Below are 19,165 nucleotides of genomic sequence, written 5' to 3'. Positions count from 1 at the left end.
TTCCATGAACGACCGGCTATTTTCCACCGTTGCCTGTAACCTGGACGCGAATATTCTCTCCGCATGCCTCCCATTGATGGAAGCATCGAAGATGGAAGCGATAGAATGGTCTTTTGATGCGCTGTTCAGGGTAAAGGAAGTGCCGTCATGGTTCCTGGAATTGCTGACCCTTTACAGTAACGAAAAAAGGCTGATCGGGCATGGTGTCTTCTTCTCGCTTTTCTCCGCCAAATGGCGGCAGGAGCAGGATGAATGGCTGAAGCAGCTGAAACAGACCTGTTCGGCTTTCCGGTTCGATCACATCACAGAACATTTCGGGTTCATGACCGGCAGGGATTTCCATCACGGCGCTCCGCTGAACATCCCTTACACGCCATCCACGCTCAACATCGGCCGTGACCGGCTGAAGCGGATACAGGATGCCTGCAGATGTCCCGTGGGACTGGAAAACCTGGCCTTCGCCTATTCGCTGGACGAAGTGAAACGGCACGGCGACTTCCTCGAACAGCTGCTGGAACCTGTGAATGGATTCATCATCCTCGACCTCCATAATCTTTACTGCCAGCTTCACAATTTCCGGCTGGAATTTGAAGACATCATCGCGCTGTACCCGCTTGATAAAGTCCGCGAAATGCATATCTCCGGCGGAAGCTGGGATGCGTCGCAGATCGATCCGGACATAACGGTAAGAAGGGATACGCACGACGATGCGGTGCCGGAGGAAGTTTTTCATCTGCTGGACCAGACCATCGGACGGTGCCCCCATCTGAAATACGTGGTGCTGGAACAGCTGGGCACAGGGCTGTCAACGCCCGAAAGCAGGCAATCCTTTTACGATGACTTCCTCAAAATGGACAACATCATCAAAACGAAAAAAACGTCCCGCTCCCACCCATCTTTTCTCCCCTTACAGAACGACCCTCCCGGTGAAGTAGTGGAAGACGAAACGTTATACCGCCAGCAACTCGAACTGTCACACATCCTCGAAACCGCCGGCTCCTGCACGGACGCCATGGAAGCGCTCAGCAGATCGTCGCTCGCGAATTCCGATTGGCAAATAGAAAAATGGGCGCCCTACATGATAGAAACGGCGGTAAAAATCGCGCAGAAGTGGAAGAAATGAGCCGGGATGAGTATCTTAATAGTATGAATCATTTCCTTCTTCTTTTGTCCGTAATGACCGTCACCGCCTGCCAGGGCCAGTCATTCAGAAAACATGTGGCCAGCAGCGTTTTTGTATCGGAAGGCGTTGCTACGGGAGATGTGAATCATGACGGCAAAACCGATATACTGGCGGGTCACTACTGGTACGAAGCACCTTCCTGGAAACGGCATCTGCTGCATGCCGATACGCTGAACCCCGTGAAAGGCTACAGCACCACTTTCCTGAATTTCTGCATGGACGTTAATAATGACGGATGGGCCGACCTGATCCGGTTCGATCAGCCCGGCGGAGAATGTGTTTGGTATGAAAATCCACAGAACGGGAACACCATCTGGAAGCGGCACATGATCCTCGCAACGGCGGGTAATGAAACGCCGGCTTTCGTGGATGTGGACCTCGACGGCAGAAAGGATATCATTTGCAACGACATCATCGCCAGAGAAGTGATCTGGCTGAAATCCCCGGCCGGCAAAGGAGATACGGCCTGGCGCCGCTATCTCATCAGCAGCGACAGCCTGCGGGGCACACACCGGTATACGCATGGCCTTGGCTGGGGAGATATGAATGCGGACGGTAAAAATGACGTGATCATAAAAGACGGCTGGTGGGAATCGCCCGCGGACGTAACACAGCCGGAATGGACATTCCATCCCGCCAATCTCGGCGAAGATTGCGCCAATATGTTTGTTCTGGATGCTGATCTCGATGGCGATGCGGACGTGATCAGCTCTTCCGCCCACAACTACGGCATCTGGTGGTATGAAAGGACCGCCACATCCTGGACCACACACGAGATCAGCAAGCAGTTCTCCCAATCACACGCCATGGTAATGACGGACATCAACGGGGACGGGCACCCCGACCTTGTTACCGGCAAACGTTATTTCGCACATAACGGCAAAGATCCCGGCGCGCACGAACCCGCCGTACTATACTGGTTCGAGTATCACCCCGGTAAAACACCGCGCTGGACGGCACATGAGATCGATAACAACGCCGGCATCGGCAACAGCTTCGTAGTAACGGACATGAACGGGGACGGGCTCCCGGACATCGTCACGGCCAACAAAAAAGGCGTATTTTTCTTCGAGCAGATAAAATAACCCGCAAAAATCATGGTTTTCCAGTATATTTTTTCTTGAAGCAGGCGGGTAATTTTGATGTTTATTCAAAACCCGAATGACATGAAGAAAAAAACCATGCTGTTTTGTTTGTTATGCCTGGGGATCAGCGTTATCTCCTGCAGCAAGAAGGATAAGGACGAAGGTCCGACGGACGAAGAGATCCTGACCAAAAAAATTGAAGACATCATCCCCGGAAAGTATCTCGACTCACTGGAAAAACTCGGACTGGCCATCCACATGGGTACACATCCGCCACAGGTGGAAGGCTCCTACGCCATCAAGCCGCACATCCTGGACACCAGTGACATTGCGGGCGACTACGAAGGTTACCGGTTTTCCGATGCCACCGTTCATTTGTCCAACCAGAGCACCACCGATTTCAGCATCAAGCTGCTGGCGGAAGATTATCTCAAGGATTTCGATTCCAGTCTTGTTACCGCTATCTCCGGTTACGACAACTATTTTACGGTATACGGGAAAGTAAAAGCCACGGCAGCCGGCTCAGGCGCTTACGCCATTGTGGCCATTCTCATCTCCGGTGAGAAAGACGGGGAAAACCTTAAAAATATCCGTACCGGGCTGATCAATATCGATGCCAGCCACGCCGATGCTTCCTTTATTCCTGAAGGAAAAGGCCGGATCGCGTATGATTCCGATTTCATCTCCGAGCGCATCGGTAACGGTCTTGCACCGGGCGAGGGTAATCGTTCCGCTACGCCTTTGCCAACGCTTCTATCGAAATAGGGGCTTACCAGCTATGAGGCGCTTCGATCAATAAAGCTTGCCGCTTTAGCGTATATAGCCCCGGGGCGCTGTGCTCCGGGGCTTTTTCATTCGCGCCAGGTGCGGTTGAGAAAAGCCGGGCTCTACCCCAGCTGCTTCGCCCACGGCCGCTGCAGCTTGCGCCCCAGCAGCTTGTTGGCCTCGCGGTCGTTGGTGAATTCCTCTTTTTCCGGGTTCCATTTCAGCGGGCGGCCCAGTTCGTAGGCAATGTTGCCGATGGTGCAAACGGTGGCTGTACGGTGGCCGGTTTCCACATCACAGATGGGGCGGCTGCGTTTATGGATGGCATCCGTCCAGTCTTTGTAGTGATTATCGCTGAAGTAAACACGTTTATCCTTGTCCGTGAGCTTTTTGTCCTTCAGGGAAGCCGGCGTAGTCACCAGCTTGCCGCGCTGCACGTCGATAGTGCCTTCGGAGCCGATGAACTCCACGTTCTTGCGGTTGATGTCCTGGTGTGTCATGGTAAGGCCGTTGGCATACCGGTAAGTGAGTACAGGAACGTCCTTGCCGTCCGGCGGGACCACTTCAACGGGACCGCTGTTATCCATATCCAGCGCCCATTGCGCGATATCAAACATATGCGCGCCCCAGTCCGTCATGTAACCGCCGCCGAACTCCTTGTAGTCGCGCCATTTGGCCCAGAACGTATCCGTCAGCGAAGGCGTCAGCGCGGAATTGAAATGCCGGAACTCATTTGGTCCGAGCCAGCGCTTCCAGTCAAGCCCTTCGGGAACAGGTTGTTCCGGGAGATCGTAAGGTTTGGGCGGTGGCCCCACGCTTACTTTCACTGTTTGCAATTCTCCGATATACCCGTTGCGCACCAGTTCCACCGCATGCCTGAACTCATGCCAGGAGCGCTGCATGCTGCCCGTCTGAAAAACGCGGTCATACTTCCGGGCGGCGTCCACCATGGCGCGGCCTTCTTTCACGGTCAGCGACAGCGGCTTCTCACAGTAGATGTCTTTCCCCGCTTTGGCCGCCATCACCGCCTGCACCGCATGCCAGTGGTCCGGCGTGGCGATCACCACGGCGTTGATGTCTTTATTGTCGAGCAACGCTTCAAAATCTTCATACACTTCGCAGCGCTGCTGGACAGATTTTTCAGCATAATGCGCATGCGCGCGTTTGGCAAATTCATCCAGCTTTTGCCGGTACACGTCGGATACCGCTATCACGCGGGCATCAGGCAGTTTGAAGAATTGCCGCTGCAAGCCGAGAGCCTGTTTGCCGGCGCCGATAAAACCGATGTTGATACGGTCGCTCGGAGCCGTATAGCCTTTGCCTCCCAGCACGTACCGCGGAAGGATCATGAAAGCCGAGATGGTCGCCGTCTGACGCAGAAAGGCGCGGCGGTCAAGGGTGTTGTTCTTTTTCATAACGGGTAGGGTATATGCAGATAAAAATATAAAATTTAATACGTAAAAAAGTCGCAATTATCCTCGTCGCACAACAATGTCTTGTAAACAGGATGTTGCAATACTTCCGTGTAATCCATCCACCGGCCGTCGACCCTGATCTTGCGGTATATCAGCCGGATGCCGTGGCTGTAATCCACATACCAGTTCACATGCCCGGTATATAAAGGCTGGATAGGCTTTCCGTCCATTTTATGCCAGCCGTAGATGGCTACACGGCTGGGCTTCGGGTCACGGGAGATCTTGCCGGAGATCACCACATCTTTTTTGATCCCGGCGATCAGTCCTTTTCTTCCTTTACGCTGCCCTTCGATGATCAGGTGATGATGCCAGAAGATGATGGCGCTATCGCGATGGGCGTACAAAGGCATCGGCTCCAGCTTTACTTTTGATTGCAGGTAGATATCGTTCACCATTTTGCGCGTAGGCAGGAAGCAATGCAGGCTGTCCGCAATCCTTTGCGCCGTCATGGGCGTAAGGGGTACCCTGGCAAAGTCTTCACCGCTGCCGATGGAAAGATAATCCGGTGCAACGTAGTAGATCGCTGTGATCTTTTTCCCGTCGCTACCGGTGATGGAAGTTTTTACCGGCACGAATTTGTGGAGGAAGGCCGGTATGTTGCCCGAGAGTATTTCATGAAGCGCCAGCGGCTCACGGGTGTTCCATTGCATGCTGTCCACCTGCTTATAAAATGCCGTACCGCCCATAGCGCCGGATGCCCGCGGCGGCAGCGGCAATCTGTAGGCAGTCTGGCAGGACAAAGCCAAAACAGGCAGCCATAGCAGACAGATCTTTTTGCAGCGGTTCAACATGTATCAAATTTAATGTGGTTTCGTAACTTGTACGTATGAAAATAGCCACTTATAACGTCAACGGCGTAAACGGGCGGCTGCCCGTGCTGCTTCGCTGGCTGAATGAAACAGCGCCCGATGTGGTGTGCCTGCAGGAACTGAAAGCCCCGCAAGAGAAATTCCCGGAACAAGCGATACAGGATGCGGGTTATCACGCTATCTGGCACGGACAAAAAAGCTGGAACGGCGTTGCCATCCTGGCGCGTAACGCTCCTCCCGAAGAGGTTTGCCGCGTGCTGCCCGGTGACCCGGAAGATATACATAGCCGTTACATCGAAGCGAATGTGAACGGCATACGGATAGGCTGCCTCTATCTTCCAAACGGCAACCCTGCACCGGGCCCTAAGTTCGATTACAAGCTGGGCTGGTTCAAGCGCCTGCAGACGCATGCAAAAGAACTGCTGGCACAAGATACACCTGTAGTGCTTACGGGGGACTATAACGTGATGCCTACAGAGCAGGATGTATACAAGCCGGAGCGCTGGGTGGACGACGCACTGTTCCGCCCCGAAACACGCGCGGCATTCAAAGACCTCATGGCACAGGGATGGACGGACGCGATACGGAAGCTTTATCCGGATGAAACGATCTACACGTTCTGGGATTACTTCCGCAATGCATATGGGCGGAATGCGGGGTTGCGGATCGATCATTTTTTGTTAAGCCCCAACCTGGAGAAACGCCTGCTGGCCGCGGGGGTTGACCGGCATGTGCGCGGATGGGAGAAGACGAGCGATCATGCGCCGGTGTGGATTGAGTTGATGGAGGGTTGAGGAAATTAAAAAACCCGGAAACATCCGCTTCCGGGTTAAAGCTGTAGGGGCAGGAGTCGAACCTGCACGAGGCAGTTAGCCAAAGCACAAAAAAGTAAATGGTTAGCTCATTATGCCCTGGTTTATCCCGTGATCCTCACCCCCGAGACGAGAGGGCATGTCTGCCAGTTCCATCACCCCACAGTATTTAAAACAGTGATGCAAACCTACAAAGTAAAAATCAATTTTAAAAAATATTCAACGTTTTACAGTAAAACTTAAAAAACGATCAATTAAACAATTAAAAATTAGTCGTTTTAATTACAAATCGATTGAAATTCCGATAAAAATAGAAATCCACTAACCCATAGAGTTAATCGGCAAACAGCACGTCTATCATTAGCACAAGACCATAAAAAAATGCCCGGAGCGCAAAACCCCGGGCATCCCAAAATTTAAAAATCCTTACTGCACCGCCGCCGTACTATCCGTAGGCTCCGGCGCCTTCTCGATCAGCTCCATGAACTGGTCCAGCTTCGGCGTAATGATGATCTGCGTACGCCTGTTCTTTGATTTACCGTCATCCGTAGCATTGGAAGCAACAGGGTTATACTCGCCCCGGCCCCCTGCGGTCAGGCGCTTCGGGTCCACACCATAGTCGTTCTGCAGCGATTGCACCACGGAAGACGCTCTCAGCGCACTCAGGTCCCAGTTGTTCCGGATGTTCTGCTTGGAAATGGGAACATTGTCCGTATTACCCTCGATCAGCACATCATAATCCCTGTAATCCTTAATGATCTTCGCGATCTTGCTGAGCGTTTCACCCGCAGTCGGGGAGATCTCGTAACTACCGGATTTATACAGCATGTTATCCGACAGTGAAATGTACACCACGCCTTTCAGCACCTGCACATCCACATCCCGCATCTCTTCCCTGCTCAAAGAACGGGTAAGATTGTTGGTGAGCACAAGATTGAGCGAATCGCTCTTGTTCTTCGTATTCACCAGGTGCTGAATATACCGGTTAGACGCATTGATCTCGTCCACCAGTTTGGAAATATTCACATTGCCCTGGCTGGTGGAATTAAGACATTTGTCCAGCGCAGCCTGCAAAGCAGCAAGCCCCGTACGCTGGGATGCTATCTGTTCTTCCAGGCTCTGCACCCTCGTGTTGGCTCCGGAAAGCTCACGCTGGGATGTCTGATACTTCCCGTCCAGCACCTTGTACTGGTTCTGAAGGTCAGAATAACCGGACTGCAGCTGCGCAAACTTCTTGTTACTGACGCAACCCGAGCCCAACATAACCAGCGCCAGCGAAGCTGACGACAAAAAAAGCGCTCTCATATCGATATTTTAATATTAACAAAAATCACTCTTCTTTTCATTTCAACAACGGTGATGCAAAGGTTATGCCATCAAAGAACCGTTTGCTTAAATCGCCATCAATAAGCTATTTACATATGGCGAAACAATACATTTACGAACAATCCGTATAATTACGATATATTCGTAAACCAGAACTGTTAATATGAAAAGAATCCTTGTTATCGTTTTCCTGCTTGCCGCCTGTTGCGCACACGCCCAGGAAACCACCATCAAAAAGCCCGCGTACGTCATCATCGTAAATGATTCCATTGTTTCGATGAACGAGGTCAACCAGTACGCCAAAACCGGCTATATCAAAGCCATGGAAAAAGGCGTATCAGAAGAAAAGATGCAGGAATTGAAAGAGAAACTGGGCGATAAGGTGGGAGATGACAGGCGGTTTATTATGTTGATCTCGCTCTTGACGGAAGAAGAAAAGAAAAAGAAAGACAGTCAGTCCGGCAAATGGATAGCCCTGCCGCCGGAGTCCGCCATGAAGAAAAGCGGCGAAGATTACGTTCTCAAAACGAACGACCGGGCAGCCGACTTCACCGTGGAAATGCTGGACGGGAAAAAGGTAAAGCTCTCCGATCTGAAAGGCAAAGTGGTGCTCCTCAACTTCTGGGCTACCTGGTGCGCGCCCTGCATCATGGAATTCCATGAAATCCCCTCCGCCATCCTCGAGCCGTTCAAAGATGAAGCATTTGTTTTTCTTCCCGTTTCCCGCGGCGAAAACAGGGAACTGGTGGCGAAGGCGATGGCTGACCTGAAAAAGAAAGGGATCGATTTTAATGTGGCGCTGGACCCGGATAAAAAAGTATGGAACAAGTATGGCATCTCTGGCATTCCAAAAAACTTCCTGATCGATCAGGAAGGCGTTATCCGGTACGTTTCTACAGGATATGGCGAAAACAGGATAGCGCAGCTGGCGGATGAAATAAAAAAGTTATTGAAAATATAACGAAGATCATGCCTTGAAGGACAGCCCTTCTTCTGATAATGCCGCCCGCAGCTTCGGCAGGGATGCCGGCCCCATTCCGTGTAGTTTCATGATCTCTTTTTCCGAACGTTTGGCGAGTTGCTCCACTGTTGTAATACCCTCATGCTCCAGCGCCCTCCTGGCGGGAGCGGACAAAATGGAAAGAAAACCTTCTCCGGGCTTGCGTTCGTTCTCGCAAACGGGGCAAGTGGGACAATCACTGCTTTTATAATACTGATGCCCGTTTTCACATGTTCGTAAACTTTTTTCTGTTGCTACCATATCGGTTAAAATTACCGATTTTATGGCAATATTCCCCGGGCGATGACGTTAAAAGATCGGAGTCATTTTAAACATTAACGCATGCGCGCATCCCCCCAACTAGTAACCATATCACTGGGCCTGCTGCTCCTGTACTGCAGTTGTTCCCGTAATATCTTCCAGCGGGGAGTATACCAACCGCCCCGGCTGGGCGCCGAGCACCGCTTTGAAGACGGATTGCGGCGGCAAAAGAACCCCCAGCAGCTGTTCAGCAAAAAAGACCGCCGCCATATGGAAAAGATCGGCATGCTGTCCAACTTCGAAGAACGCGCCTCCCCTCCCGTTAAAATCTCCGCCGCGCGGGCAGACAGCATCCTGACCGGGAAAACAGACAGCACAAACATCCAGCGGACAGACAGCGCAAGCACCACACCCGCCGACACCACCCAGAAAAAATAGCCGCACATAAACATAACATGGAAAGATAAAACGCATGGCAAAATACCCGTATATTGCCCACTGATCACTGTGAGCAAATTCAAAACATGCCGAGATCTATTCTATTTATTCTATTGCTATTGCTATCCCTTTCATTCCGTTCATACGGACAGCATGCAACAACAACCCTCGGGCCGCTTCTTAAAGAGATATATGCAAAAGCCCGGCAGTATTCTCTTTACACAAGCAAAGCGGACTGGAACACGCTGGAAGCAAACACGGACTCCATCCGGTCAACAGACGACTTCCTGCAGCGCGTCCGGCAGCTATTCAAAACCCTTGGCGACCATCACGGCGCGCTTTATTTCGGAGGAAAAAGAATCGGCATGCAGGACACCGTTGCGTTTACCGTGCGGCCGGCTTTGAAAGACGCCTTCCGGCATGGACCCGTGGAAGTAAAAGCGCAGCTCCTCGAACCGGGCTACGGCTACCTTTTGCTGCCGGGCACTTCGAAGCACGACAAACAGACCTGCCAGCAGTACCAGGACCGCCTGTGTGAACTGGACCCAAAAAATTTAAAAGGCATTGTGATAGATCTCCGCCTGAATGAAGGAGGAAGCATTTACCCGTTATTTACCGGTGTGAACCAGCTGTTAGGTTCAGGAGCAGTAGTACGCAGCTGCGATGGGAATGGCGCGATGCAGGACAAATGGTTTGTGGAAAAAGGCAGGCTTCACCTGGGTAACCGCATTGCAGCCTCGGTCAAAAATGGTTGCAAGGCCGGCAAAAATATTAAAGTAGTGGTGCTGATCAGCCAGATCACTGCCAGCGCCGGTGAAATGCTGGCGATTGCTTTCAAAGGAAGGAATAACACATTATTCATTGGCGAGAAAACCTATGGCCGCACTACCCTGAATGCGGAATTCAAACTCCACGGACATTACCTGGCTTTGGCCGCTCATTTTCTGGCGGACCGCAACGGACATGTATATGATGATGCCGTTCTTCCGGATGTTGAAATGACGGAAGGCGATAATTTCAAAGACCTCCACCGGGACGCCAAAGTGAATGCCGCCCTGGAATGGTTAAAAAAACCATGAACATGAAAGCAGCGATCTACACCCGTTACGGGCCACCGGAAGTAATAACGGTCGGAGAAACAGATAAACCTGTACCGGCCGCCAACGAAATACTGATAAAGATACACGCCACCACCGTAAACCGGACGGACTGCGGGTTCAGGAGCGCTGTATATTTCGTATCGCGGTTCTGGAGCGGCCTGCTCAGGCCCCGGTTCCACACACTCGGCTGCGAATTCGCCGGACAGGTGGAAGCCATCGGCAGCGATGTTACCTCCTTTCAGATTGGCGACAGGGTGTTCGGGTATAACGATGAAAAATTCGGGGCGCATGCGGAGTACATCACCATCGCGGAAACCGGCGCCGTTGCAACGATACCGGAGCATCTCACCTATGAGGAAGCTGCTCCCCTGACGGAAGGCGCGCACTACGCATTGGGTAATATCCGCGCCGCAAAGATCTCCGGCCCGCAGCATGTGCTGGTGTACGGCGCTACCGGTGCCATCGGTTCCGCTGCCGTGCAACTGCTTAAATATTTCGGGGCCAAGGTTACCGCCGTCTGCAATACAAAGAACATGGACCTTGTACGGTCACTCGGCGCTGATGTTGTGATCAGTTATATGGAGGATGATTTTACGAAGATCAGCCAGCGGTTCGATTTCATATTCGATGCCGTCGGCAAAAGCTCTTTCCGGCAATGCAAGCCGCTGTTAAACAAAAAAGGCATCTACATATCCACCGAGCTGGGAAAAAACTCGGCCAATGTTTTCCTCGCGCTGATCACGCCGTTGTTTGGCGGAAAAAAGGTGTTGTTTCCCATTCCCAGCATCAGGAAAGAAGATGTGCAGTTCCTCGGGCAACTGGCGAAGGATCATCAATTCAAACCTGTTATTGACAGACAGTATTCCCTGGATCAGATCGTGGAGGCGTACAGGTATGTGGAAACCGGGCAAAAAACCGGTAATGTGATCATCCGGGTTGGGGAAAAGGATCAACAGGCGCCGTTAAGAAATCAAGCGCCTGCTAACATTTGAACCATACGCGGGGGTAGATATCATTTTGCAGGGTTTCTGAATTTAGATTTACCGTTTACAATACGCACCACCGCGTCGATCATCGCGGCCTGCTCGTTGATTTTGCCTGTTTCCGCTTCCACATTCACATAAGCCTTCTGCTTTCTTCCATAATAAATGCTCAGAGAGCCATCGTCATGCGCTCTCCTGTTATGCTGCAAAACCACGTTGTAGCCGGCGGCGCGGAGTGCCTGGAAAAGTTGCCGGTCGGTGACCAGGAAAAAATCATCGGGGTCTTGCCCTTCGGGCTGATGTATGCCGGCGGCGTCTTTCCCGGCTTTGTAGGAGTCGAGCGACCAGCCGCCATCATCATTATTGTGAAGGGCGATGAGGACCGCCGTGGCAGGGATCTTCCGCAGCAGGAAGCGCGCCAGCCCCTCCACACTCCTGACCGCCTCCCGCGCATGGTGGCGGCTGTGCTGCCGCAATGTAGCCCTGACGCCTGTTTTCGTAAATATCCGGTTGGGATCGAATGTATAAGACCGGCCTCTCCGGGAAAAGGTCACGAACCGCTCCCCGTTGTTCTCCAGGGAGATGAGGATGCCCCCGCTCCTTTCCAGTACGCTGCGCGCCGCGGAGATGGAAGTGGTTTCGTTGCTATGAAGACTGAGCATCACAACATCCCTGCTCTGGCCGTAGCGGGTGGTTTTCAGTGTCATGCGCCTGTTGCCGATGGCGTAGACATGCGTTTCCTCCTTGCCGGTAAATATCTCACCGGATGGTTGCCCCGTGACGATCAGGGGCGCACAATATGCCACCAGCAGCAGTATGATCTTTTGCATCCGGCATGTAACGGCAAATTGTAAGCCATAGTGTTTATTATTCCCCGCCGGGCGCCTGTTGCGGGGTTGTAGTAGGCCCTTCCACGGTAAGTTTTCCGTCTTTGGATACGTTCATCCGGTCGATAAACACCACGCGCTTGTCACCCGTGGCAGTGGTGCGGGCGTGATATACACAGAACATTTCTTTTCCGTCCGGGGAATATGTAATGCTGTTATGCCCTGTTCCCGTTACCACACCGCCTTTTTCCACATCTTTCTGCAAAACGGGATTGTTGGCGGCTTTCGTAAAGGGGCCCAGGGGGCTTTTTGCAGTGGCATATCCTACTGCGTAGTTCTTACCGCCGAAATAATTGGCGGAGTACATCATGTAATAGGTATCTCCTTTTTTGAAAGCGACAGAGCCTTCCGTCCACCTGCGGTTCACTTCCTTCGATGTCACCGAGCGGCTTTCCCATTCCGCCTGCTTGTCGTCCATCTTCACCGGAGGACGCAGTAACAGCACCGGTTCACCGATCGTGCCGCTGAAATCGGGCTTCAGCTCCACGCCATATACCCAGCTTTCCTCTATTTCCTGGAACCAGCCTTTCTGCTTCGCCCATTCGGCCACTTCACTTTCCACGGGATGCTTGTAGCAGCAGCGGGAATAATACAGGTACATCCTGCCGTCTTCCCCGAACAGCACGTTGGCGTCGATAATGGGATAGCCGGGATCGAAGACAGGCTGGCTTTGCATGTCGATGAACGGGCCGGTCGGCTTGTCCGCCACGGCCACGCCAATACGAAAATTTTCCAGTTCTTTACCGGGATTGTCTTTCCATTGCGCGCTGTAGAACATATAGAACTTCCCGTTGTGCGCATACACTTCAGGCGCCCAGTAAGCGCCGCCCCACGCGGCGGTGGAATCGCTCCAGCCGTTTTCGTTGGAGGCATGATACACCTGGCCTTCGCTTTTCCAGTTCACCAGGTCGGTGGAGGAATACGCAGCAAAGCCGTTTTTGGCGCCGCCCGTTCCGTACATATAATATTTGTCGCCTTTTACATGCAGTACATAAGGGTCGCCGAATTCAACCGGCAGGGGATTCTGATAGGTTTGGGCAGGCTGTCCGCCGGTGCAGGCCGTTAATGCCAGCAGGGAACATCCCAACAGGGTGTTTGCTATTCGTTTCATTATCTTGTGTTGTTCAGGGTGGCTAAGATAATGAATAAAGCAAACTCGTCAGCATTCAGAATAATCGGCGGAGAACACGCCGTTGATCGCGTAGAGCTTGTCCAGCCGGATCTCCGTCTGATCCTCCATCTTCAACCACCGTTTTCCGTCCTGCTCAAAAATGCTTTCTATCATTCCGTTGGCGCGTGTAACACCATTATCTTCATAAAGAATGGCAGCCGGCTCCTTTTTTTCGAATATCTCGAAAACGAAAGGATAAAAATCGCCGCCCTTGGGTATGGTTATTCTTGTGTCCATCGTAGTAGGTATTAAAGTTGTTAAAAACCGTTCCTGCTACAAATTTCGCGAAATCCTTCCAATTACCGCCTTCTCCTGAACCAGTGCCGTTTCCACATCCAGAAACCGCTGAGCACTACTACCGGAAGAAAAACGAACCGCACGGCATTGGCGGCTGCCGGCATGGCAGCAACAGGACCGTAGATATATCCCAGGATGGGTATGCTCAATAATATGTGCAGCCAGCGAATGATCTTTCTTTCTGTTGACGCTTTCATAAAAGATGTGTTTATCTGTACGAAGCTATCCAACAGCAAGCAGGAAAATTTGAAGTGTAGATCATCCGTGGAAATGTGTAGACAAAACGGCAACACCCGTGTGACCTGCGCCAACACGGGTGTTGCTATATGTATTCTTCGTTATCTTCCACAGTCTGCGCTCCACGTTCTGCCGCTTCGCGTAAATCCTATGACCAGCCGGTCTTTGTTGATCGTAATAACGCCTGTGCCATCGGAGCCTACGCTCACCATGGTATTGTCGTCCTGGCGTTTGAACTCTACGCCGGTGAGGTCCGGTATGCCATCAGAAAATCTGAAATTATAATTCGCGTTTACTTTCGTGACGAAAACGCTGCCATTGGCCTGCGAGATATTCTTTTCATCATCCGTATACCCTATGTCACCCCTGAATGTGCCCGCAAATACGTCCACATCCGCCGGGTCGGTATCTTTACTGCATGAACTCATAACAAAGGCGGTAAACAGCAGTAGGCTTGTCAATTTAAGAATGGATTTCATAAACATCGGTTTTAGTATTGAATAATATCACTGTGCCTCATAGATTACAATTAGCATACCAGATGCGATCATTCTTTTTTCAAACACGATACTACCTTGGCGCTTTCCGATTGTCTATTCCTTAACGCAGCCCTGCAGGCGAGGCCCATCTATTATTCATTTACAAACCAAAATCAATTTGTTATGAACCGGAAAACATACGTCACGGCACAAATATTTCTTTTCCTCGGCATCATGCTGGTGTTCTGTACCAGCTGCTATAAAATGGAAACGCCTGCATCGACAGACGAGGTGTCCAATTCCAACAACAGTAACGAACTGCTGACGCTGCCGGAAATATATGTGAACGATGTAGGCGCTAACGGCGCCGATGCGCTGAACGATACCTGGGCGTTTCAAAAAGCGATCGATTCAATGGCCGGCCTTGGCGGCGGTGTGGTGAGAGTGCGCACCGGCAACTATTACATCGATGCCGATACGGCCATCAGGATGAAGGATAACGTGTTCCTCTACATGTACGACACTACCCGCAAGCTGATCGTAAGACCAACATCTTCTACCCGCAATCATGCCATCCTCGCGGAATTTGTCAGCGGTGTAAGCATCTTCGGCGGACAGATCGTTGGTGACCGCGACCAGCATACAGGCACCACCGGGGAATGGGGCATGGGAATCGCCATATACGGCAGCACGAACGTGAAAGTGAACCGCACCTATATTTCCAATTGCTGGGGAGACGGCGTTGTGGTAGGAGCGCGTAAGCAAAACGGCGGAACCGTTGTGAGCCGCGACGTGATCATCAAAAGAGTGACCAGCACCAACAACCGCCGCCAGGCGCTGACCATCGGCGGCGTAAACGGACTGGAAGTGGACAGCTGCCTGCTGACGTTTACGAACGGCACACCGCCGCAGGATGGTATTGATATTGAGCCGGACAGTGATACCGCGCAGAATGTCTACATCACCAACTGCGAGATCTCCAATAACGTGGGGAACGGTATTGAAATGAACGCGAAACTATCCACCAGCGCCAAAATCCGCAACATATTCGTGCATAACAACTATGTTCATCACAATGCGTATGGCGCGTACATCCTGCATGTGCAAAATTCCATTATCAACAATAACCGGTTTGCGTTTAACATCGTGCGCAACAGGATATATGCGGTGGATACGGCCAACTGCGTCTTTGTACCGAATACCCTTAACTGATCATTTCAGGCCGGGCGGCGTTATGTTTGTCCGGCCTGCAAAAGAATTCCTCCTGCCAAGACGCCCTGCGGAAATAATGCCTAATATTGTACGATGAAAAACAAGATACTTGGGCTCCGCACCGCCATCTACCGCGTAGGCGATATCAACGCCGCCAAAGAATGGTATACAAATGCATTTGGCACGCCGCCTTATTTTGATGAACCGTTTTATGTGGGATTCAATATCGGCGGGTATGAGCTTGGGCTGCAGCCGGAGGAAAACCCTGTAAACGACAAAGCGGAAAGCGTTGTGCCCTACTGGGGCGTTGACGACGTGGACGCAACCGTCAGCAGGTTCATTGCGTCCGGCGCAACGGCGTATGAAGCGCCCAGGAACGTGGGCGGCGATATCATCGTAGCGAAGGTGAAAGACCCCTGGGGCAACATTATCGGGTTGATCTATAATCCTCATTTCAACCTTACATCCTGACAGGTATGAAGCCGGGTACTTTTTTAAAAAGCACCGCGCTGCTGGACGGCACTTTCTTTGAGCGGTCCGTAATATTCATCGTGGAATATAATGATAAGGGGGCGATGGGATTCGTGATCAACAACCCCTTTCCCCGCAAGCTGAATGAGCTGGAAGAATTCAAGCACATCATTCCATTTCCCCTGTACCTCGGCGGGCCCGTAGACCAGGAGCATCTGTACTTTGTGCACCGGCGGCCTGATCTGATTGAAGGGGGAACGCCGGTAGATGCCGGAATTTTATTGGGCGGGGATTTTAAAGCGGCGGTGAAGCATATTGATGAGCATACGCTTACCGGGAATGATATCAGGATATTTATTGGTTATTGCGGATGGGATGATGGGGAGCTGGATGCGGAGATAGCGGAGGGGAGCTGGGAGGTGTTGGAAGGGGGGATGTTGCTTTGAATGCACGGTGCCGATCATATAATTTTCTTTGGGGGAGCTGTTTGTTGTAATAATCAAACTGGCATTCAAATTGCCCGCCATACCCTAAACCCAGCAAACATCCTTTGAAACCGGAACTGAACAGCACAGCGGCGGAACATTTGATAAAGCGCATCATCCCCGCACATGCAGACCAATTCGTTGTGGAACCGCCAGGGAGCAATGACCATCGCGATGCTTTTGAGATTGAAAGCAGGCAAGGGAAGATCATCCTGCGGGGAAACAATGGCGTGTCCGTCGCCAGCGCGCTCCATCATTATCTCAGGCATTATGCGCATTGCGATATAAGCTGGAACGGCGTCAACCTCCATCTGCCGGATATGCTGCCGCAGGTTCCTCAAAAAGTCCATGCCACATCCCCCTACAAAAAGCGAAGCTATCTGAACAACGTCACCTTCAACTATTCCATGAGCTGGTGGGACTGGGAACGCTGGGAGCGGGAGATCGACTGGATGGCGCTGCATGGCATCAACATGCCGCTGGCGCTGGCGGGACAAAGCATCATCTGGAAAAGGGTGTACAACAGGCTTGGATTTACAGACGCGGAACTGGAAGATTTCTTCAGCGGGCCAGGCTACACCAGCTGGTCGTGGATGGGAAACCTGGATGGATGGAATGGACCTTTACCGGCATCCTGGATGGCTGCCCAGGAAACCCTGCAGCAAAAGATCCTCCAACGGCAACGAGAACTCGGCATGACGCCGGTGCTCTCCGCATTCACGGGCCATGTTCCGCCTTCCTTTAAAACAAAATATCCTCACACAAAGCTGAGGACCACAAAGTGGGTAAATTTTCCGCCGGTGCATGTGCTCGATCCCGCTGAACCGATGTTCACAGAAATCGGCCGGATGTTCATAGAAGAACAAACCAAAGCTTATGGCACCGACCACCTGTATTCCGCCGATACCTTCAATGAAAATATTCCCCAAGGCATTGAACCGGCTTTCCTTCGCGACATCAGCATGCGGATATACGAATCCATGTCCGCCGCAGACCCGGAAGCGGTATGGGTCATGCAGGCATGGATGTTCGTGGAAGATTACCTGTACTGGCAGGCGGATGAAATAAAAGCGGTGCTCACCGCCGTGCCGGACGACAGGATGATCATTCTCGACACGTTCAGTGAAACATTTCCGGCATGGAACAAATCGAAAGCCTTTTACGGCAAGCCCTGGATCTGGAACATGCTGCACAACTTCGGCGGCGCCACCGGGATGTTCGGGCGAATGGACGAGGTGGCCAATACGCCCGCGCGGCTCCTGGAAGATCCGGAAGCCGGTAACCTGGCCGGCATCGGCATAATGCCCGAAGGGATTGAGCAAAACCCGGTCATCTACCAGCTGATGCTGGACAACGTCTGGAAAAACCAGCCGATCGTACCGGAACAATGGCTGGCGGATTACGCGAGACGCCGGTACGGAAAAGAAAACGAAAATGCCCGCATCGCCTGGATGATCCTCTGGAAAACCGCTTACGGCGGGGGGCTTACCTATGGCACACCGAAGTCCATCATCTGCGCCCGGCCCACTTTCAAGGCGAGCGCCCGCGTAGTGGACCCGCATAAGGTGTATGACGATGCGGATTTCTTTCCTGCCTGGGAAAGGCTCCTGATGGCTTCGGAAGAGCTTTGCACGGAGGGTTTTCAATATGACCTTATAGACGTGACCCGGCAGGCGCTTGCAAATTATGCGGATGCGCTGCAAAGGCAATTCACGGCTGATTTTGAGAAAAAAGACCTGCCGGCTTTCAAAACCCATAGCCACCGTTTCCTGGAGATCATCGAGGATCTTGACCGGCTATTGGCCACCAATAAGCACTTCCTGCTGGGCGCGTGGCTGACCGCCGCCAAAAAGCGGGCGGCAAACGCCGCGGAAGCAGTGCTCTATGAAAGGAACGCGCGCAATCTCATCACGTTGTGGGGAAACAAGGAATGCTGGCTCAATGATTATACTGCCCGGCAATGGAACGGCATGATGAAAGGCTTTTACCTGCCGCGGTGGCAGCGGTTCGTTCAAAAAGCCATCGAAGCCCTGGAAACGGGTCTGCGTTTCGATAGCGTGGCGTTCGAAAACGACATACGGGAATGGGAATGGAACTGGGTGCACGGCCGTGAAACGTATATTGACCAGCCGGAAGGAAATCCCATTGATGCCGCGCATGCGCTCTACCGGAAGTACAATAGCTTCATTAGAGCATCATTCCGTAACTTTCAAACATGATCTCACCGGACATCATACTACTGGCATCAGGTGCATTGATGTGGCTGGTAGCGAGGCTTTTGCCGCAATGCAGCTTCACGCTTCCTTACGGTATGCTTTTGTGCTGGATCATCCTGCTTGCGGGATTATGTATCGCATGGGCGGGCATGCGTACTTTACTGAAACACCGTACAACGGTACGGCCGGATAAAGATTCCTTGCGAAAGTCAACCGCGCTGGTAACGGCAGGTATCTATCAATTCACCAGAAACCCTGTCTACTTGGGAATGGTGATAATGCTTTTCGCGTGGATGATATTCCTCGGGAACTGGGCATCCGCTTCGGGGATCATTATTTTTATAGTATTCATCACAAGGTTCCAGATCAGGCCGGAAGAAAAGGCGCTGGAAGCCATTTTTGGAAATGAATATGCACAATATAAAAAGCGGGTGCGGCGATGGCTGTGAATCATTTTTTCACTATCTTCTGCC

General features: G+C 51.9%; 22 protein-coding genes. 13 read left to right on the top strand and 9 right to left on the bottom strand.

All coding sequences use genetic code 11. From position 1 onward, the window contains the following. Window positions 1–4 precede the first annotated feature (4 nt). From CCY01nite_RS12340 to CCY01nite_RS12330, 3 genes are all read left to right on the top strand, one after another. Window positions 5–1,123, top strand: coding sequence for a multinuclear nonheme iron-dependent oxidase (locus CCY01nite_RS12340; protein ID WP_246129921.1), 1,119 nt, complete (start codon window positions 5–7; stop codon window positions 1,121–1,123). A 23-nt stretch (window positions 1,124–1,146) separates the two neighbouring features. Continuing rightward, window positions 1,147–2,268: an FG-GAP repeat domain-containing protein gene (locus CCY01nite_RS12335; RefSeq protein ID WP_222614375.1), complete on the top strand. Its 1,122-nt coding sequence runs from the start codon at window positions 1,147–1,149 to the stop codon at window positions 2,266–2,268. Window positions 2,269–2,349: 81 nt separating this feature from the next. Continuing rightward, entirely contained in the window at window positions 2,350–3,033 is a 684-nt protein-coding gene (locus tag CCY01nite_RS12330; RefSeq protein ID WP_146861762.1) for a hypothetical protein, read from the top strand. Window positions 3,034–3,155: 122 nt separating this feature from the next. On the opposite strand, the gene CCY01nite_RS12325 is transcribed toward CCY01nite_RS12330, so the two are convergent. Together CCY01nite_RS12325 and CCY01nite_RS12320 are read right to left on the bottom strand one after the other, a co-directional pair. Further along, entirely contained in the window at window positions 3,156–4,448 is a 1,293-nt protein-coding gene (locus CCY01nite_RS12325; RefSeq protein ID WP_146861758.1) for a Gfo/Idh/MocA family protein, read from the bottom strand. A gap of 35 nt (window positions 4,449–4,483) precedes the next feature. Beyond that, window positions 4,484–5,299, bottom strand: coding sequence for a hypothetical protein (locus CCY01nite_RS12320; protein WP_146861755.1), 816 nt, complete (start codon window positions 5,297–5,299; stop codon window positions 4,484–4,486). Between the two features lie 35 nt (window positions 5,300–5,334). Here CCY01nite_RS12320 and xth point away from each other — a divergent pair, with 35 nt between their 5' ends. Then, complete coding sequence (gene xth, locus CCY01nite_RS12315) at window positions 5,335–6,111, top strand: exodeoxyribonuclease III (protein WP_146861752.1); 777 nt, start codon at window positions 5,335–5,337, stop codon at window positions 6,109–6,111. 444 nt (window positions 6,112–6,555) lie between these two features. Here the strand turns inward: xth and CCY01nite_RS12310 are convergent, their stop codons facing one another. Continuing rightward, window positions 6,556–7,434, bottom strand: coding sequence for an OmpA family protein (locus tag CCY01nite_RS12310; RefSeq protein WP_146861750.1), 879 nt, complete (start codon window positions 7,432–7,434; stop codon window positions 6,556–6,558). A gap of 184 nt (window positions 7,435–7,618) precedes the next feature. Between CCY01nite_RS12310 and CCY01nite_RS27035 the strand changes: the two genes are divergently transcribed. Then, a complete protein-coding gene (locus CCY01nite_RS27035; RefSeq protein ID WP_146861747.1) occupies window positions 7,619–8,416 on the top strand; it encodes a TlpA family protein disulfide reductase in 798 nt (265 codons plus the stop codon). Window positions 8,417–8,422: 6 nt separating this feature from the next. On the opposite strand, the gene CCY01nite_RS12300 is transcribed toward CCY01nite_RS27035, so the two are convergent. After that, window positions 8,423–8,716 (bottom strand): RNA polymerase alpha subunit C-terminal domain-containing protein, encoded by a 294-nt coding sequence (locus CCY01nite_RS12300; RefSeq protein WP_146861744.1) that lies wholly within the window; start codon window positions 8,714–8,716, stop codon window positions 8,423–8,425. Between the two features lie 81 nt (window positions 8,717–8,797). Between CCY01nite_RS12300 and CCY01nite_RS12295 the strand changes: the two genes are divergently transcribed. The 3 genes from CCY01nite_RS12295 (at window position 8,798) to CCY01nite_RS12285 (ending at window position 11,246) form a co-directional block, all read left to right on the top strand. Then, window positions 8,798–9,154: a hypothetical protein gene (locus tag CCY01nite_RS12295; protein WP_146861741.1), complete on the top strand. Its 357-nt coding sequence runs from the start codon at window positions 8,798–8,800 to the stop codon at window positions 9,152–9,154. An 86-nt stretch (window positions 9,155–9,240) separates the two neighbouring features. Next, entirely contained in the window at window positions 9,241–10,233 is a 993-nt protein-coding gene (locus tag CCY01nite_RS12290) for a S41 family peptidase (RefSeq protein ID WP_146861739.1), read from the top strand. Window positions 10,234–10,235: 2 nt separating this feature from the next. After that, window positions 10,236–11,246 carry an NAD(P)-dependent alcohol dehydrogenase gene (locus CCY01nite_RS12285; protein ID WP_146861736.1) on the top strand — a complete coding sequence of 337 codons (1,011 nt, stop codon included), beginning with the start codon at window positions 10,236–10,238 and terminating at the stop codon, window positions 11,244–11,246. Window positions 11,247–11,266: 20 nt separating this feature from the next. On the opposite strand, the gene CCY01nite_RS12280 is transcribed toward CCY01nite_RS12285, so the two are convergent. From CCY01nite_RS12280 to CCY01nite_RS12260, 5 genes are all read right to left on the bottom strand, one after another. Then, entirely contained in the window at window positions 11,267–12,067 is an 801-nt protein-coding gene (locus CCY01nite_RS12280) for a hypothetical protein (protein ID WP_146861733.1), read from the bottom strand. Window positions 12,068–12,104: 37 nt separating this feature from the next. Beyond that, the gene (locus CCY01nite_RS12275; protein WP_146861730.1) at window positions 12,105–13,235 is read right to left on the bottom strand and encodes a glycoside hydrolase family 43 protein; all 1,131 of its coding nucleotides are present in this window, start codon (window positions 13,233–13,235) and stop codon (window positions 12,105–12,107) included. A gap of 48 nt (window positions 13,236–13,283) precedes the next feature. Then, entirely contained in the window at window positions 13,284–13,532 is a 249-nt protein-coding gene (locus CCY01nite_RS12270) for a hypothetical protein (protein WP_146861727.1), read from the bottom strand. A 62-nt stretch (window positions 13,533–13,594) separates the two neighbouring features. After that, window positions 13,595–13,789 (bottom strand): hypothetical protein, encoded by a 195-nt coding sequence (locus CCY01nite_RS12265; RefSeq protein WP_146861724.1) that lies wholly within the window; start codon window positions 13,787–13,789, stop codon window positions 13,595–13,597. A gap of 141 nt (window positions 13,790–13,930) precedes the next feature. Next, window positions 13,931–14,257, bottom strand: a complete 327-nt coding sequence (locus CCY01nite_RS12260; RefSeq protein ID WP_222614374.1) for a hypothetical protein — start codon at window positions 14,255–14,257, stop codon at window positions 13,931–13,933. 234 nt (window positions 14,258–14,491) lie between these two features. On the opposite strand from CCY01nite_RS12260, the gene CCY01nite_RS12255 reads away from it, so the two are divergent. The 5 genes from CCY01nite_RS12255 (at window position 14,492) to CCY01nite_RS12235 (ending at window position 19,141) form a co-directional block, all read left to right on the top strand. Then, entirely contained in the window at window positions 14,492–15,520 is a 1,029-nt protein-coding gene (locus CCY01nite_RS12255) for a right-handed parallel beta-helix repeat-containing protein (protein ID WP_146861718.1), read from the top strand. Between the two features lie 93 nt (window positions 15,521–15,613). Then, window positions 15,614–15,991 carry a VOC family protein gene (locus CCY01nite_RS12250; protein ID WP_146861715.1) on the top strand — a complete coding sequence of 126 codons (378 nt, stop codon included), beginning with the start codon at window positions 15,614–15,616 and terminating at the stop codon, window positions 15,989–15,991. Window positions 15,992–15,996: 5 nt separating this feature from the next. Then, window positions 15,997–16,437 (top strand): YqgE/AlgH family protein, encoded by a 441-nt coding sequence (locus CCY01nite_RS12245; RefSeq protein ID WP_146861711.1) that lies wholly within the window; start codon window positions 15,997–15,999, stop codon window positions 16,435–16,437. 104 nt (window positions 16,438–16,541) lie between these two features. Continuing rightward, window positions 16,542–18,695 carry an alpha-N-acetylglucosaminidase gene (locus tag CCY01nite_RS12240; RefSeq protein WP_146861708.1) on the top strand — a complete coding sequence of 718 codons (2,154 nt, stop codon included), beginning with the start codon at window positions 16,542–16,544 and terminating at the stop codon, window positions 18,693–18,695. Beyond that, window positions 18,692–19,141 (top strand): methyltransferase family protein, encoded by a 450-nt coding sequence (locus CCY01nite_RS12235; protein WP_146861705.1) that lies wholly within the window; start codon window positions 18,692–18,694, stop codon window positions 19,139–19,141. Before CCY01nite_RS12240 ends, CCY01nite_RS12235 begins: the two co-directional genes overlap by 4 nt. Window positions 19,142–19,165 lie beyond the last annotated feature (24 nt).

Source organism: Chitinophaga cymbidii (genome assembly GCF_007992715.1).
Lineage (GTDB): Bacteria > Bacteroidota > Bacteroidia > Chitinophagales > Chitinophagaceae > Chitinophaga > Chitinophaga cymbidii.
The sequence above is the reverse complement of the archived record's forward strand: the minus strand, read 5'-3'. Positions and strand labels throughout refer to the sequence as shown.

Coding starts and splice junctions, on each gene's coding strand:
- CCY01nite_RS12340 (WP_246129921.1), top strand. CDS start 5: ATGAACGACCGGCTATTTTCCACCGTTGCCTGTAACCTGGACGCGAAT.
- CCY01nite_RS12335 (WP_222614375.1), top strand. CDS start 1,147: ATGAATCATTTCCTTCTTCTTTTGTCCGTAATGACCGTCACCGCCTGC.
- CCY01nite_RS12330 (WP_146861762.1), top strand. CDS start 2,350: ATGAAGAAAAAAACCATGCTGTTTTGTTTGTTATGCCTGGGGATCAGC.
- CCY01nite_RS12325 (WP_146861758.1), bottom strand. CDS start 4,448: ATGAAAAAGAACAACACCCTTGACCGCCGCGCCTTTCTGCGTCAGACG.
- CCY01nite_RS12320 (WP_146861755.1), bottom strand. CDS start 5,299: ATGTTGAACCGCTGCAAAAAGATCTGTCTGCTATGGCTGCCTGTTTTG.
- xth (WP_146861752.1), top strand. CDS start 5,335: ATGAAAATAGCCACTTATAACGTCAACGGCGTAAACGGGCGGCTGCCC.
- CCY01nite_RS12310 (WP_146861750.1), bottom strand. CDS start 7,434: ATGAGAGCGCTTTTTTTGTCGTCAGCTTCGCTGGCGCTGGTTATGTTG.
- CCY01nite_RS27035 (WP_146861747.1), top strand. CDS start 7,619: ATGAAAAGAATCCTTGTTATCGTTTTCCTGCTTGCCGCCTGTTGCGCA.
- CCY01nite_RS12300 (WP_146861744.1), bottom strand. CDS start 8,716: ATGGTAGCAACAGAAAAAAGTTTACGAACATGTGAAAACGGGCATCAG.
- CCY01nite_RS12295 (WP_146861741.1), top strand. CDS start 8,798: ATGCGCGCATCCCCCCAACTAGTAACCATATCACTGGGCCTGCTGCTC.
- CCY01nite_RS12290 (WP_146861739.1), top strand. CDS start 9,241: ATGCCGAGATCTATTCTATTTATTCTATTGCTATTGCTATCCCTTTCA.
- CCY01nite_RS12285 (WP_146861736.1), top strand. CDS start 10,236: ATGAAAGCAGCGATCTACACCCGTTACGGGCCACCGGAAGTAATAACG.
- CCY01nite_RS12280 (WP_146861733.1), bottom strand. CDS start 12,067: ATGCAAAAGATCATACTGCTGCTGGTGGCATATTGTGCGCCCCTGATC.
- CCY01nite_RS12275 (WP_146861730.1), bottom strand. CDS start 13,235: ATGAAACGAATAGCAAACACCCTGTTGGGATGTTCCCTGCTGGCATTA.
- CCY01nite_RS12270 (WP_146861727.1), bottom strand. CDS start 13,532: ATGGACACAAGAATAACCATACCCAAGGGCGGCGATTTTTATCCTTTC.
- CCY01nite_RS12265 (WP_146861724.1), bottom strand. CDS start 13,789: ATGAAAGCGTCAACAGAAAGAAAGATCATTCGCTGGCTGCACATATTA.
- CCY01nite_RS12260 (WP_222614374.1), bottom strand. CDS start 14,257: ATGAGTTCATGCAGTAAAGATACCGACCCGGCGGATGTGGACGTATTT.
- CCY01nite_RS12255 (WP_146861718.1), top strand. CDS start 14,492: ATGAACCGGAAAACATACGTCACGGCACAAATATTTCTTTTCCTCGGC.
- CCY01nite_RS12250 (WP_146861715.1), top strand. CDS start 15,614: ATGAAAAACAAGATACTTGGGCTCCGCACCGCCATCTACCGCGTAGGC.
- CCY01nite_RS12245 (WP_146861711.1), top strand. CDS start 15,997: ATGAAGCCGGGTACTTTTTTAAAAAGCACCGCGCTGCTGGACGGCACT.
- CCY01nite_RS12235 (WP_146861705.1), top strand. CDS start 18,692: ATGATCTCACCGGACATCATACTACTGGCATCAGGTGCATTGATGTGG.